Raw genomic sequence first — 13,584 nt, forward strand, 5'->3', positions numbered from 1 at the left:
CAATTCAAATACGTATTGAGCAGGAGTATAACCAAAATTTCGTGTTAAATTAACGCCATAATTTTGTATTCTTTTCCTTATTCCATAGCATGGAAGCCCGAATTCCGAGCATATCCGACCAAGTCCTGATGCGTTCCGATACTCTCATCATCGTCCCCACCTACAACGAGTCGCACAACATCGTGCGGCTGATTGAGATGGTGTTCGGGCTGGACACAGAGATGGATCTGCTGATCGTGGACGACGGCTCGCCTGACGGGACGGCCGAACTGGTGGAGGAGAAACAATCCGACTACCCGGACCGCCTCCACATGATCCGCCGGGAGGGTAAGCTTGGATTGGGTACGGCCTACGTGCGGGGTTTCGAGTTCGCCCTGGAGCGGGATTATATCTACATATGCGAAATGGACGCCGACTTCTCCCACAACCCTGAAGATCTCCCCCACCTGGTCGACGAGGTCAGGGAGAACCGGGCGGATCTGGCCATCGGCTCCCGCTATTCCAAGGGTATAAGCATCGTCAACTGGCCGCTGAGCCGGCTCATTCTTTCGTTCACCGCCAACCTCTATGCGCGCTTCATCACCGGCCTCCCCATACACGACACCACCGCGGGCTTCAAATGCATTCACCGCAGGGTGCTCGAGAAAATCTCCGTGGGCAACATTCGTTCCAACGGCTATGCCTTCCAGATCGAACTGCATTTCCGTGCCTGGCAGGCCGGATTCCGCCTGAAGGAGGTCTCCATCATCTTCCGGGAGCGCGAGGAAGGGGTCTCCAAGATGTCCAAGGCCATCGTATGGGAGGCGATCTGGAGGGTCTGGACCCTGAAGGTGCAGAGTATCGTGGGGACGCTCTAGTTCTTATATTCCAAGACATTTATACCAAAGAACAAGGACATTCATGCAGTACCTGGATTTCGAACAGCCCATAGCGGACCTTGAGAACAAGATCAAGGAGCTCAACGAGATCAGCGTGGCCGATGACGACGTACTCGCGCCCGAGATCGAACGCCTCCAGGAAAGGGTGGACGAACTGCGGGAGTCGATTTTCACCAATCTCACACGCTGGCAGAAGGTGCAGCTGGCGCGACATCCCGACCGGCCCTATACCCTGGACTACATCTATCGCATCACCGAGAATTTCGTGGAACTGCACGGCGACCGTTACGAAAGTGACGACAAGGCGATCGTCGGGGGACTGGCCACCATTGAAGGGCGCTCTGTGATGATTATGGGTCACCAGAAGGGTCGTGACACCCAGGATCGCAAGTTCCGCCGTTTCGGCATGGCCAACCCGGAAGGGTACCGCAAGGCCTACCGCCTGATGAAACTGGCTGAGAAGTTCGGCATCCCGGTGATCACCCTGCTCGACACCCCAGGCGCCTTTCCCGGATTGGAAGCCGAGGAGCGGGGACAGGCCGAGGCCATCGCCAGAAACCTCAAGATGATGGCTACGCTCAAGGTACCCATTATCACTGTGGTCATCGGGGAGGGGGCCAGCGGGGGCGCCATCGGCATTGGCATGGGCAACGAAGTCTACATGATGGAAAATACATGGTACTCGGTCATATCGCCCGAATCGTGCTCGTCCATTCTCTGGAAAACCTGGGATTACAAAGAGCAGGCTGCCTCCGTGCTCAAACTGACGGCCGCCGACCTGGAAGAGATGGAGGTAATTGACGGGATCATTAAAGAGCCGCTGGGAGGCGCCCACCGCGATCCCGATGCGGCTGCCGAAGCTGTACGCGGGCAGCTGGTGAAGTCCCTGAAGAAAATGGGCCGCCTGAAAGCCGAAACACTGGTGTCGCGGCGCATCGAAAAGTATTCTTCCATGGGCGAGTGGAAAGAGGCTTCCCCAACCAAAAAGAAATAACCCCCCTTGCTGCCCGACCGAGAACCCGCATTTACCTATCGCCACACCCTGCGCAGCCGGTACGGGGAGACCGACAAGATGGGCTTCGTCTACTATGGACGCTACCTGGAGTACTTCGAGGAGGCCCGCACCGAAATGATCCGTTCGTTGGGCATGCCCTACAGCCAGCTGGAAGAGGAGGGTTTTATGCTTCCTGTGGTGCATGCCTCCATCGACTATAAGGCGCCTGTATTCTACGACGAATTGATCCACGTGCACGTGTATCTCTTCGAGCTGCCTTCCGTAAAATTGGAAACCTGGTACCGGATTTATACCGATCGGACTGATGCAGCCCACGCTGCGGGTAAGGTGACGCTCTGTTTTATGAAGGCCGACAGCCGCAGGCCTTGCCGAGCCCCTGACTCGTTTTTGAAGGGTCTGGAACCGCATTTTGACGAAGCAACCTGAGTGACGCACGTCGTATCTGAGCCAAGCCCGACACCAAGCAATCAACTTATGCCCATTGGCCGACACCATTACGGACTCTATACCTATGTGGCGGGTGCCGTGACTTTCGTGGCTGTCGCAGCCCTGGGAGGAGGACTTTGGGGACAGCAGACCCACTGGATGCTGCAGTGGCAGCACACCATGTTTGAACTGCTTTGCCACCAGATACCCGACCGCTCCTTCTGGCTGGGCGGGCAACCCATGGCCGTCTGCAGCCGCTGCATGGGCGTGTACGGCGGCATGCTGGCGGGCGTGCTGATCGTCCCCATGGCCGGAAGCGTGTTTCCCACGGTGCGGCGCCGGTTGCGATTTGACTTCCTCAAATGGGCCGTCGCCGGGACCGCAGCGCTCAATGGGGCGGACATACTTGGAAATATGCTCTCTTTTTGGCAAAATACCCTGCACTCGCGCCTGGCCCTCGGGCTCCTGGTAGGCGTAGCAGTCTCGGCCCTGATTATATCGGCAATGACAACCCATAACGAAAAAAAGGAAATCCTGCACTATGGAACAGCATAACGAATCGGAAATTCCCTCATACTGGCCATCGGTTGGGGTGGCAGGCCTCCTCTTCGGGGTCATTTTCTTCATCGTGGCCACAGGCGGCGCCTACATGACCATCGGCAGCGAACCTGTCGGGTCCTTTTTCTCCACCCAGACGGTGGGATACTGTCTGGCCTGCCTGCTCGGCGCCTTCGCTGGCATGACCGCCATCTGGCACTACAATCGGGAGACGGGTATGAAACTCACCCTGGGCAAAGGCGCGCTCATTGGATTCTATTCCGGGGCGCTTATTGGAGTGATCGGCACTCTGCTGAGTCAGATCTGGTATATAATCGATCCCGCCTTCACCGAGGAGCTGATGAACTGGACCATTGCAAATTTTGAGGCTATGGACCAGATGCCTGATGAACAGCGTCAGGCCATGATTGACAGCACCTATTCCCAGTTTCAGAACATGCACTCCCTCTGGAATATCGTGCAGGGACTTCTCATGTACTCCATTGGGATGGGAATCCTTAATTCGCTGAGTGGACTGTTGGGCGTAATGTTCTTCGCTCGCAAGAAAGAGGACATCTGAATGACCCCCACCTCTGATCCCCTTTACGGCGTCTACCGACCCTGGGTGGAGCGCAACGGCTTCGCCCACTGGGCCATGGCGCTTATCTGGCTGATTCTCGCCTTCGTTCTATTCCAGGTCATCGCCTCCATCGTGGCCGTCGCGCTTATTTTCGCGCGCACCGGGCTGGAGCTGAACATGGACGACACCATGGAGATGATGATGGCCAACCTGGACCTGCTTTTCGTGGGTAACACCCTCGGGCAGGTCTTCTTCCTGGGACTGCTGACGTGGTTTGTGAGTCGTTTTCACACCTCTTCATTTGAGCGTCCTTCTTTCTTCCGATTCCGTTGGCGGTCGAACACTCTCCAGATCACGGCCCTGACCGTCGTGCTGGTACTGGTTATGCAGCCGGCCGTCTGGTTTCTCTCCTGGCTGAACGCAATGATACCGGCGCCTGAATTCTTTGAGTCCATGCAGGCCTCCCAGATGGAAATGATCGAGATGTTTCTGAAGGGGGACCATATCATCTGGCTGACGCTTTTTCACGTGGCGCTGGTGCCGGCCGTTTGCGAGGAGGTGCTTTTCCGCGGGTATGTCCTGCGCGCCTTCCAGAAGAGCTGGGGCGCCTGGACGGCCATCATCGTCTCCGGAATTCTTTTCGGCATGTACCACATGCAACTCACCAACCTGCTGCCACTGGCGGCCATCGGCATACTTCTGGCCTTCCTCACCTGGATTTCCGGGAGTATCGTACCGGCCATGGTGGCCCACTTTGTCAACAACGGGAGCAGTGTCCTTCTGGGCTCCTATTTTCCGGAATCGGCCCTGGCCGAGATCACCCCGGAGACCATGCCGCCCCTCTGGGCAGTGGTCCTGAGTCTAGTAATCTCGGGCTATATTCTGCACTATCTGGCCAGTAAGGGGGTGCCGGAAGAAGAACGGACCGCAGGGACGTCGGATGCCGACCCAGACACGTTCGGTAACAAAGACCAGTCCGGCACGACCGGGGAGGACCGCTATGTTTGAAGGACCCGATCCCGAAGAGATTGAAGACTGGGTCTGCGTGCTGGAGGGCAGTACGGAGCACGAGGTGGCCATGGCGCAAAATTTCCTGGCCAACATGGAGATCCCCTCCAACATCCTGTCGAAGCGCGACTCCGCCTACAGCTTGAACGTGGGCGAGATGGCCCTTGTCTACCTCTACGTGCCCAAGGAGTACGCCGCTGAGGCCAGGGAGGCCCTGGACGAACTGAACGATATGGACCTGCCGCCCGGCGGGGAAGAGGAGTAGATCTTGTCCGAACTCGCCACACGCATAGCGACGGCCCTCCCGGCAGCGGCGCTGCTGCTGTTTGCCGTCTGGATGGGCGGCTGGATTTTGTTCGGGGCGGCCGCGCTGCTCGCCCTCCTGGGCGTCCGTGAACTCCACCGGATCTGCAGCATGGCCGGATGGCAGGGCGATCCCGTCCTGGCGGCGCTGTTGGCCCTCTGGCTGCTGTCCGCGCCCATCAATCCCCACATGATGGCGACCGGCTTCGCGCTGATGCTGCTGCTGGTCATCCGCGACCTGATGCGGGGCAGACCCGCCGACCTCGACCGACTGGTCGCCACCCCCTTTGTGGCTTTCTATCCCTCGGCCGGACTGCTGGCGTTGCTGCTCATCCGTGATACCGCTGCCGGCGACACCGGCTTCGCCCTGGTCGTGACACTTCTGCTGATGGTATGGGGCAACGATGTATTTGCTTATTTCGGAGGCAAAGCCTTCGGCCGCCGGCCCATGGCGCCCCGCATCAGTCCCAGGAAGACCTGGGAGGGATTCGGATCGGGTCTGCTGGGAGCGGTGACGGGCGTGATGCTGTCTTGGTGGCTGCTGCCCGGCCTGGACGCGCTCTCCTGGCAATTCCTGTTACCGGCCGCCGTGCTGGTGAGCCTCTTCGGACCTGCGGGCGATCTAACGGTGAGCCGCCTGAAGAGGGCGGCCGGCGTGAAGGACTCCTCCGGCCTGCTCCCGGGTCACGGTGGGGTGCTCGACCGCCTCGACGCACTGCTGCTGGCCGCCCCGGTCTTCTGGCTTTACCTCCACCTGGCCCTGGAGGCAGGTTATGCCGCGATTTGAACGCAGGCTGGCCGTACGCAGGCTCCCCCTCCGGCACACCTTCCGCATTTCCCGCAGCTCCCGTGAGGCAGTGCACAACGTCTTCATGGCCCTGTCGGATGGACAGGTGACCGGCTACGGGGAGGCCGCTCCCAGCGCCCGATACGGCGAGGATCCCGGGGCGGTCCTGGATTGGATGGACGCTTTGCCCCTGGAGGCACTCGGGGAGGCTGGAAGTCCCGGCGAGCTGCGCGAGATCCTCGACCGCCACAACAGCGGCCGCCCGGTCTACGCCGCACGCGTGATGGCCGAGATGGCCTGGCTGGACTGGCATGCGCGCAGCGAGGGGAGGTCGCTTGGGCGCACCTGGTCGCCGGATCACGCCCGCACCCCGCCCACCTCCTATACCATCGGAATGGGGAGTCCGGAGGAGATTCGCAGAAAGGTGAGGGAGGCGGAAAATGCCGGGGCGCCCCTGCTCAAGGTGAAACTGGGGGACGCACACGACGAGGAGACCATCCGAACGGTCCGGTCGCTCACCGACAGGCCCCTGCGGGTGGACGCCAACGAGGGGTGGGGCGACCTGGATCTTGCGCACCGGCGCATCGCCTTTCTGGAGGGGCAGGGGGTGGAGATGGTTGAGCAGCCCATGCCGGCCGGTATGGAAGAGGCCATGCGCGAGCTGAAGGCGTGGTCACCGATTCCCCTCTGCGCCGACGAGAGCTTCCGGGGAAGCGAATCCCTGGAGGAGCTGGCCGGGTCCTTCGACGTGGTCAACATCAAGCTGATGAAAATCGGAAGCCTGCTGGCGGCCCGCCAATCACTCCACCGCGCGCACGATCTGGGCTTGAAGGTGATGATAGGGTGCATGGTGGAGAGCTCGCTGGCCATAGCGGCGGGCGCGGCAGTGGCGCTGGAGGCGGACTACGCCGACCTGGACGGTTTCCTGCTGGTGGAGGGAGACCCCTTTGAAGGTCTTCACCTGAATGAGGATTACCGCATTGGCGTTGGGGAGGAGGCCGGCCTGGGCGTCAGTCCTTCCAGGGAGGCTGAAGTCTGGCGTTGAGCCAGAGCCCTGTTCCGGCCAGCACCAGGAGCACGGCATTGCGTATAAGGGTGAATTCAATGCCGGAGGCAAAGCCGAAGGCGCCGAAACAGCCGCAGTTTTCAACGCTCATGCCTTGCAGGTAGAAATAGCCGAGCACGCCGATAAAGAAGAGAAAGAGGACGATGGAGCCCGTCAACGCGGTGCGCAGCAGCCTGTTGAAAATAAGCAGCAGGCCCAGGAGCAGTTCCGCGACCGAGATGGCCAGGACGATGGGCCAGGTATACTCTATGAGCCAGTAGAATTCCGTGGCCATCAGTTCCACCAGGTAGCGCGCGTCGCTGCTGTTGATGAGCTTCCCGATGCCCGAGAAGATGAAAAGCACGCCGAGGAAGGCGCGGATGGCGATGAGGGACCAGTGCTTGACGGGGAATCGGTGCTTCATGGACTCGGGATTAGACGAATTTCCTTTCGGCCGTGGAATGGTTATATACGGAGTAATGTAATGCTTTGCAGATTGGATCAAAACGAATGATATGAAGATAGTTATAAGCGGCGGGACTGGTTTTATCGGTACCCGCCTGACCGACCAGCTGCTCAAGGAGGGACACCTGGTGACCATCGTCACCCGAACGCCCGCCACCTACGAGAAGGAAATGGCGCGCAACCAGCAGTTTGTCTCGTGGGAGCCCCAGGAGCTGCACGCCGCCGTGGACGGCTCGGATGTGGTGATCAATCTCGCGGGGGAGTCCATTTTCGGGCAGCGCTGGACCGAGGAGATCAAGGAGCGCATCCGCAGCAGCCGGCTGGAGACCACCTCCTCGCTGGTGGAGGCTATCGCCGCCGCCGGGGAACCCCCCTCGCTTATGGTATCGGTGTCGGGGGTGGATTACTACGCCGACGGGGGCGAAAAGGTGTTAGACGAATCGGCTCCCCCAGGCGACTCCTTTCTCTCGCAGGTCACGCAGGAGTGGGAGGCGGAGGCCCGCAAGGTGACCGCCACGGGTACCCGGCTGGCCATCCCGCGCCTGGGTATAGTCCTTGAAAAAGGGGGCGGGGCCCTGCAGCAGATGCTTCCGCCCTTCCGCTATTTTGTGGGGGGACCCGTCGGAAGCGGCCATCAGTATTTTCCCTGGATCCACATGCACGACCTGTGCAGGGGACTGCTCTATCCGGCTACCGACCCCGATTTTGAAGGACCCTACAACCTGAGTTCACCCGAGCCGGTGACCATGAGGGAGTTTGCGTCGGTGCTGGGTGAGGTCATACGGCGCCCCTCCCTGTTCCGCGTGCCGGAGTTCGCGCTGCGCCTGGCGCTGGGCGAGGCCGCCGAGCCCATTCTTGGGAGCCACCGCGTGAAGCCCCAAAAGCTGCAGCAGGCGGGCTTCCGTTTTCACTATGAATCTCTCCGCGAAGCGCTGGCCGACATCCTCTGACTCCCCGACTCCGGACTTTCCGACTTATTAGACTTTTCGACTTTCCAGACTTTAAGACTTTCCGACTTTAAGACTTTCCGACTTTACGGCGACATCAGTCGCCGTAAAGCGTCCAACAACGCAGCCCTTCACGCGTCCGGGCGATGAGCTCCACATAGCCGTCCCCGTTCAGGTCCTCAAGCACGGGGAATTCCATGCCCGCAGTCGGAAGACTTATGCGTTCCCCGGTCACCGTATCCCAGGCGTAGAGCCTGCCGAAATTGGCCAGGGCCACGATATCGGGCCGGCCGTCGCCGTTGACGTCCGCCAGGGTGGGCGAGGTGTCCTGTGAGATGGGCTGGCCCATACTTCCGGTGAAGAGAAGTTCGCCTCCGAGTCCCAGCAGGAAGACCGATCCATTGGAGCTGGAGGTCAGGATCACCGGGCGGGTAACAGGATCCTCTTCAGGGTTGGGTCGAACGGTAAGGGTGTGTACCGCCGGGGTGCCGCTGAGGCTGCTGTTGGAAACGTAAACGGCCTGCGGGGTCTGACCGGAGACTCCGAAATCGTTATACACGTCCAGGGAGTCTTGGAAAAAGGGACCTGGTCCCATGGCGTAGAGATAACCGTCGGCGCCTCCGCCCAGGATATGATTTTCGTGGAGCACGGGGGAAGATGTCAGGGAGGCGTTGATGAATTTGGGATAACCCTCGCGCGGGCTGCCGTCGGCATTCCAGGCGTGTACGGTGTTCTCGGAGAAAGCCGCTACAGTCTGCTCCCCGTCGATTTCCGCCACAAGAGGCGTTCGGGTCATGCTGGTGTTGGTGGAAACCGGCCAGCCCTGGATGTTGTTGCCCCGGCCGTCCAGGGCGTGCAGACGGCGGTCGGCCGTACCCACAATGGCCTCCGGCTGTCCGTCGCGGTTCACGTCGCCCACCATCAGCGGGGTGGTGACCTGTTCGTCAAGCTGCATGGGAAACTGCGGAAGGGGGCTTCCGGTATCGTTCCAGCCGTAGATTTTGTTGCCGGCTGCCAACAGAATTACGTTCTGCCCGGTACCGTACCAGTCGTAGACCACCGGCGCCCCTACGGGCGTGTCCGAGCCGGTGTTGACGCGAAGCACCTCCGTACCGTCGGATGCGGCCAGTGCCATGACACTTCCGCTCCGCGTCGCGACGATCACCTCGCTGCGGGGACTCCCCCCTAAGTCGGCCAGCACAGGGCGCCCGCTCAGGTCCGGTCCGATGTCGGGTTTAATCCAGTTTTCCTCGTAGGGTGAGGTGCGTTGCTGCGTACGGAAGGTTTCCACCTTCAGGTCCAGCTTGTTGCCGTCGTCCGCGCGCCGGGCGCTCAGGGCAAGCAGATCGAACTGGTCAGTAAGGACGTCTATATAGGTATCGGGGGCGAGGTAGGAGGAGATGAAGGACGAAAAGTCGGGACCCGTCACCACCAGGCCGCTCACCTCGTCGGGGAGACCTTCCCGTATGGAGGTATAGTTGGCGTCGTAGTACATCACGCGCCTCCGGTCGCGGTCGGAGGCCACCACTTCGGTAAGTCCCCTGCGCTTGGAAATTACGGCCGCCTCCCCAGTGATGTTCAGGTAGTATTCGTCGTAGGAGCCGAGTCCGGAACCGATCAGACCGGAGAGTAGGCGCCCGGAGGCCAGCCATACTCCGTCCCGCAGTTCGATGACTCCCTTGTCGCGCAGTCTCTGCAGCTGCTGTCGGAACTGGCCGGGATTGGCGAGACGCCTAAGAAAGAGATGTTCGCCCACCGATTCATAGCCCGACTCGGCATACATGACCATGGCGAATTCCGGCGACATGCTCTGGGCCAGCAGGGGATAGAGGCCGGGATCGGTCACCAGGGCGGAATCCAGCGGTGTGGGGTCAGAGAGCGTGTCGGGAGGCGAGGAGGGCGGCTCCAGGCGGAAAATACCGAAGGCGGCCGCGTCGGAGGAGATGTAGCGGTCCAGCAGCAGAGGGCGGTTCTCTGTGGACAGGGCGGAGACCAGCTCGCTGCGGCCGCCTCCCCCGGTCAGGTCCATGGAAGCCGAAAAGCGAAGCATCAGGTTGTCGCCCGCCGCGGCGGTATCCATGCGCATGACCATGGGGGCCGAACCTCGGAAACTGCCCAGCAGGGAGGGGCGGTACATAATGCGGGCCACTTGCTCCGCCCAGCGTCCCAGGCTGGGCGTATTAAGCACAAAGGAGCCCGGGGGAGCGGAGAGCGCGCGCAGGTCCAGCGCATCCTGCTCGCCGCGGTAGGTGCGCAGCATGTTTTCCAGCGCCAGGCTCGACTCCGATAGCAGCAGGGAGCCGCGGTGGATGGCCGCGAAAATCACCCGCTCGCTGACGTGCAGGCGGTGGATGCGCACCCCGTGGAAGGTATATTCGTTCTGGGTGAAATCACGGTAGAAATGTTCGCGGAAGGCGTCGGGGAGTCCCCCGGGCGCCTCGGCCACCCAGACCGGCTGCAGGGCGTTGCCGGTGCCGGGATAGAGCAGCACGGCGCGCAGCGCGGGGTCGCTTCCGGACAGGCGGGCGACTTCGCCCACCAGGTTGATGGCGGATCCGGTCACGTCGTCCAGGAAGGGGATGTAGGGCGCCTCCAGGGCCGACTGCAGGGTGGCGTCCTGTGCAGGCATGAGCACAAAAGGCGTCTTGGCCGGCACGGCCTGGTCCCACTCCCTCCCGCCGGAGCAGGAAGCAAGCAGGAAACTCATCAGCAGCAATGCAGCGAAACGTGCCGGTTGTAAGGGGCGGACCATGGGTGCGTTTAGAATTTCCTCGTAATAATGTTAATTACAAGCTGTTTATTTTATAGCTTATGAGACGACATTCAAAGAGCCTTCCGGAAGCCGGCCGCCGGCGGGGCTTAAAGTAATGAATTTCGAGTAAATGAATTTCCTCAACCCGCTCTTTCTGCTGGGACTCCTGGCGGTGGCTGTGCCCGTGGTGATACACCTGATCAATATCCACCGCCCGCGGACCGTAGCATTCTCCACGCTTGCCTTTTTTCGTGAGCTCCAAAAGAGCACCTTGCGGCGCATCCGCATTAAGAGGTACCTGCTGATGGCGTTGCGGGCGGCCGCCGTGCTGCTGCTGGCCCTGGCTCTTGCCCGCCCCTTTCTACCTCCTACGCTCAGCAGCACTTCAGGTTCCGGCGAGGCGCGCATACGGGTGCTGCTGGTGGACAACAGTCCCAGCATGAGCCGCGTGGGTCCTTCGGGTCCCCTGATCGATCGCGCCCGTGAGGTGGCCGGGATGATCCTCGACCGTGCCGGTGCCGGCGACCAGTTTATGGTGGCCACCACCAACGGGGAGGGACGTGCAGGCACCCTGGTGAACGCCTCCCGCGCCCGGGAACTCGTCAACGAAATCGAGCCGGTGCCCCGGGGCAACTACCTGCCGCAGGTGCTGGAAGGCATCGCGGCGAGCCTGGAAGAGTCCACAGCCACCGGGGTGGTTCTCTACCTGATCAGCGACGGTCAGGCCTCCCAGTTTGCCGGCAGCGGGGAGGTCGAACTGGGCGACCACGCCTCCGATCACATGGTGATACAACCCGTACTGCTGGACGAGGCCGACCAGCAGAACGTCTCCATCGCCTCGGTGGAGCTCGGGGGACAGATGGTCAACCAGGGCTCGCCCGTGGAGCTGCTGGTGGACGTGCGCAACGAGGGCGATCAACCCGTGACCAACCAGTACCTGTCGCTGGAATCGGGCGGGGAGATCCGCGGGGAGTACGAATTCGGCCTGCAGCCCGGGGAAGACCGCACCTTCAGCTTTGACTACATACCCGGGCAGACCGGCGACAACACCGGTCGGGTCATGCTGGAAGGTGATGAACTGGCCTACGACAACGTGCGCCATTTTGTGGTGCGCGTGCCCGAGTCGCGTTCGGTCACCGTACTACGCCGCGAGGGAGAGGGCGAAAGCTCCTTTCAGTCCTACCTGCGTCCCGCCCTGGAAGCGGCGCAGCTCACCGACATGCAGCTGGAGGTACAGCTTAACACCTTTGCGGAGGCCGAGCCCGCCGACTGGGAGACGTCGGGCGTGCTGGTGCTCGACGGACCGCAGCACGTGCCCGAATACTGGTTCGACGCGCTGCAGCGCTACGTACAGGAGGGCGGGGGACTTCTCTTCTTCCCTTCCGAGCAGGGCGACGTGACGAACTACAACGCCTTCTTTGAACTCTTCAACGGGGGAAGCTACGACGACGTGAGCGGAACCTATGCCTCCTTCGAGTCCGTGGCGCAGATGGCCGGCCTGGTACAGGGGCACCCGGTGCTGGACGACCTTTTTGAAACGGAGGAAGGGGAGGACATCCGCCTGGATATGCCGCAAATCTACTACCACTACCAATACGACGAGCCCTCCAACACCGGTTCCTACGTGCTCCTGGAGACGGAGGACGGCGACCCGCTCTTCACCGAGCAGCGTTTTGGGGAGGGCACCGTGCTCATCTCCGCCATAGGCTCCGACCCGGGATGGAGCAATTTCCCGGTCAGCCCTCTCTATGCCCCCTTTTACTACCGCAGCCTGCTCTACGCGGCCTCCGGAGAGCAGGGAGGCATCGTGCAGCACACCCTGGGCCGCCCCTTCGACCGGCAGACCGACCTCACGGGCAGCATGGCGACCCTTTCCCTCAACGACCGGGAGGCGCGTCCGCAGGTGAGCAACCGGCCCGAGGGCATGCGCCTTCAGTATGCGGGCCGCGAATGGGAACCCGGCATCCTCGAAATAGCCGCGGGGGAGCAGACTCACCGGGTGGCGGTAAATCTGGACATAATGGAATCACGTTTCGCTACGTTAGGAGAACAGCAGCTGCGGTCCTACTACGGAGAGCAGGCGGCTGTTTCCGGCGTCATATCAGCCGAGGAGCTCAGCGCCGATCAGCTTGACGCGCAGCTCCGGTCGGCCGGTTTTGGCCGCGAAATCTGGAACTGGTTTGTGTGGGCCGCACTTTTGCTGTTACTTACTGAATCTCTGGTCTCACGCCTCTACCGGGCGGAAACCCTCTCATGATCGACACCGAATTCAATATCACTCTCTGGGTCCTATTGGGCATTTTCACCGCGGGATCGGCGGTGCTGGCCGTCGACACCGGCGTGAAGGTGATCCGACTGCGCAACATCCGGATGAGCTGGAGGGCCGGCAAACTGAAGGGCTATCCCCTCTTTTCCACCCTCTTCCTGGGACTCACCCTCCTGCTGATGGGTGTGGCCCTCTACCGCGGGCAGAGCAACGAAATCCTTCTGGCCGGTTCCTATATGCTGCTCGGACTGAGCTGGTTTGTGACGAGTTACCTGGCCTCCAAACGATTCATCACCGACCACGGCATCGTCAAGAACATCAACGAGCTGGTGCAGACGGTGGCCTGGCACCAGGTGCGCGACATAGTGGAGAAGGAGCTGGACGGGGCCACCCGCTTTGTGTTCATCTACGTCAACGACGAAGATGCCACTCCCCCCGATCTTGTTCGTCTGGAACTGGATGTGCCCGCATCCCACCTGCCCTCATTCCGTAAGCTGATATCGCATAAACTTGGAAGGCGGATCAGTTGTTATAAGCATGAACTGTTTCGGATTGAACAGTTCGATTGATACCTT

14 protein-coding genes are annotated in these 13,584 nt (G+C 60.9%); 12 read left to right on the top strand and 2 right to left on the bottom strand.

What is annotated here, in order from left to right:
* The first annotated feature begins 128 nt into the window (after positions 1 to 128).
* From U5K31_01205 to U5K31_01245, 9 genes are read left to right on the top strand one after another with little or no spacing between them, the layout of a single operon-like run.
* Positions 129 to 857 carry a polyprenol monophosphomannose synthase gene (locus tag U5K31_01205; protein ID MDZ7771353.1) on the top strand — a complete coding sequence of 243 codons (729 nt, stop codon included), beginning with the start codon at positions 129 to 131 and terminating at the stop codon, positions 855 to 857.
* Positions 858 to 900: 43 nt separating this feature from the next.
* Positions 901 to 1,872: an acetyl-CoA carboxylase carboxyltransferase subunit alpha gene (locus U5K31_01210; protein MDZ7771354.1), complete on the top strand. Its 972-nt coding sequence runs from the start codon at positions 901 to 903 to the stop codon at positions 1,870 to 1,872.
* Between the two features lie 6 nt (positions 1,873 to 1,878).
* On the top strand, positions 1,879 to 2,319 hold the full coding sequence (locus U5K31_01215) for a thioesterase family protein (GenBank protein MDZ7771355.1): 441 nt from the start codon (positions 1,879 to 1,881) through the stop codon (positions 2,317 to 2,319).
* Between the two features lie 48 nt (positions 2,320 to 2,367).
* On the top strand, positions 2,368 to 2,874 hold the full coding sequence (locus tag U5K31_01220; GenBank protein MDZ7771356.1) for a DUF2085 domain-containing protein: 507 nt from the start codon (positions 2,368 to 2,370) through the stop codon (positions 2,872 to 2,874).
* The gene (locus U5K31_01225; protein ID MDZ7771357.1) at positions 2,861 to 3,436 is read left to right on the top strand and encodes a DUF4199 domain-containing protein; all 576 of its coding nucleotides are present in this window, start codon (positions 2,861 to 2,863) and stop codon (positions 3,434 to 3,436) included. The genes U5K31_01220 and U5K31_01225 overlap by 14 nt, the downstream gene beginning before the upstream one ends.
* On the top strand, positions 3,437 to 4,444 hold the full coding sequence (locus tag U5K31_01230) for a type II CAAX endopeptidase family protein (GenBank protein ID MDZ7771358.1): 1,008 nt from the start codon (positions 3,437 to 3,439) through the stop codon (positions 4,442 to 4,444).
* Positions 4,437 to 4,709, top strand: a complete 273-nt coding sequence (locus U5K31_01235; protein MDZ7771359.1) for a hypothetical protein — start codon at positions 4,437 to 4,439, stop codon at positions 4,707 to 4,709. Before U5K31_01230 ends, U5K31_01235 begins: the two co-directional genes overlap by 8 nt.
* Positions 4,710 to 4,712: 3 nt before the next feature.
* Positions 4,713 to 5,534, top strand: coding sequence for a phosphatidate cytidylyltransferase (locus U5K31_01240; GenBank protein MDZ7771360.1), 822 nt, complete (start codon positions 4,713 to 4,715; stop codon positions 5,532 to 5,534).
* Positions 5,521 to 6,579 carry a dipeptide epimerase gene (locus U5K31_01245; protein MDZ7771361.1) on the top strand — a complete coding sequence of 353 codons (1,059 nt, stop codon included), beginning with the start codon at positions 5,521 to 5,523 and terminating at the stop codon, positions 6,577 to 6,579. Before U5K31_01240 ends, U5K31_01245 begins: the two co-directional genes overlap by 14 nt.
* On the opposite strand, the gene U5K31_01250 is transcribed toward U5K31_01245, so the two are convergent.
* Positions 6,545 to 7,003 carry a DoxX family membrane protein gene (locus U5K31_01250; GenBank protein MDZ7771362.1) on the bottom strand — a complete coding sequence of 153 codons (459 nt, stop codon included), beginning with the start codon at positions 7,001 to 7,003 and terminating at the stop codon, positions 6,545 to 6,547. The genes U5K31_01245 and U5K31_01250 overlap by 35 nt on opposite strands.
* Before the next feature lie 91 nt (positions 7,004 to 7,094).
* On the opposite strand from U5K31_01250, the gene U5K31_01255 reads away from it, so the two are divergent.
* A complete protein-coding gene (locus U5K31_01255; GenBank protein ID MDZ7771363.1) occupies positions 7,095 to 7,994 on the top strand; it encodes a TIGR01777 family oxidoreductase in 900 nt (299 codons plus the stop codon).
* Positions 7,995 to 8,088: 94 nt separating this feature from the next.
* Here the strand turns inward: U5K31_01255 and U5K31_01260 are convergent, their stop codons facing one another.
* Positions 8,089 to 10,698, bottom strand: a complete 2,610-nt coding sequence (locus U5K31_01260; protein MDZ7771364.1) for a PQQ-binding-like beta-propeller repeat protein — start codon at positions 10,696 to 10,698, stop codon at positions 8,089 to 8,091.
* 175 nt (positions 10,699 to 10,873) lie between these two features.
* On the opposite strand from U5K31_01260, the gene U5K31_01265 reads away from it, so the two are divergent.
* Complete coding sequence (locus U5K31_01265) at positions 10,874 to 13,000, top strand: BatA domain-containing protein (GenBank protein ID MDZ7771365.1); 2,127 nt, start codon at positions 10,874 to 10,876, stop codon at positions 12,998 to 13,000.
* Positions 12,997 to 13,578 (top strand): hypothetical protein, encoded by a 582-nt coding sequence (locus U5K31_01270; protein MDZ7771366.1) that lies wholly within the window; start codon positions 12,997 to 12,999, stop codon positions 13,576 to 13,578. The genes U5K31_01265 and U5K31_01270 overlap by 4 nt, the downstream gene beginning before the upstream one ends.
* Positions 13,579 to 13,584 lie beyond the last annotated feature (6 nt).

Source organism: Balneolaceae bacterium (assembly GCA_034521445.1).
Classification (GTDB): Bacteria; Bacteroidota; Rhodothermia; order Balneolales; family Balneolaceae; genus JAXHMM01.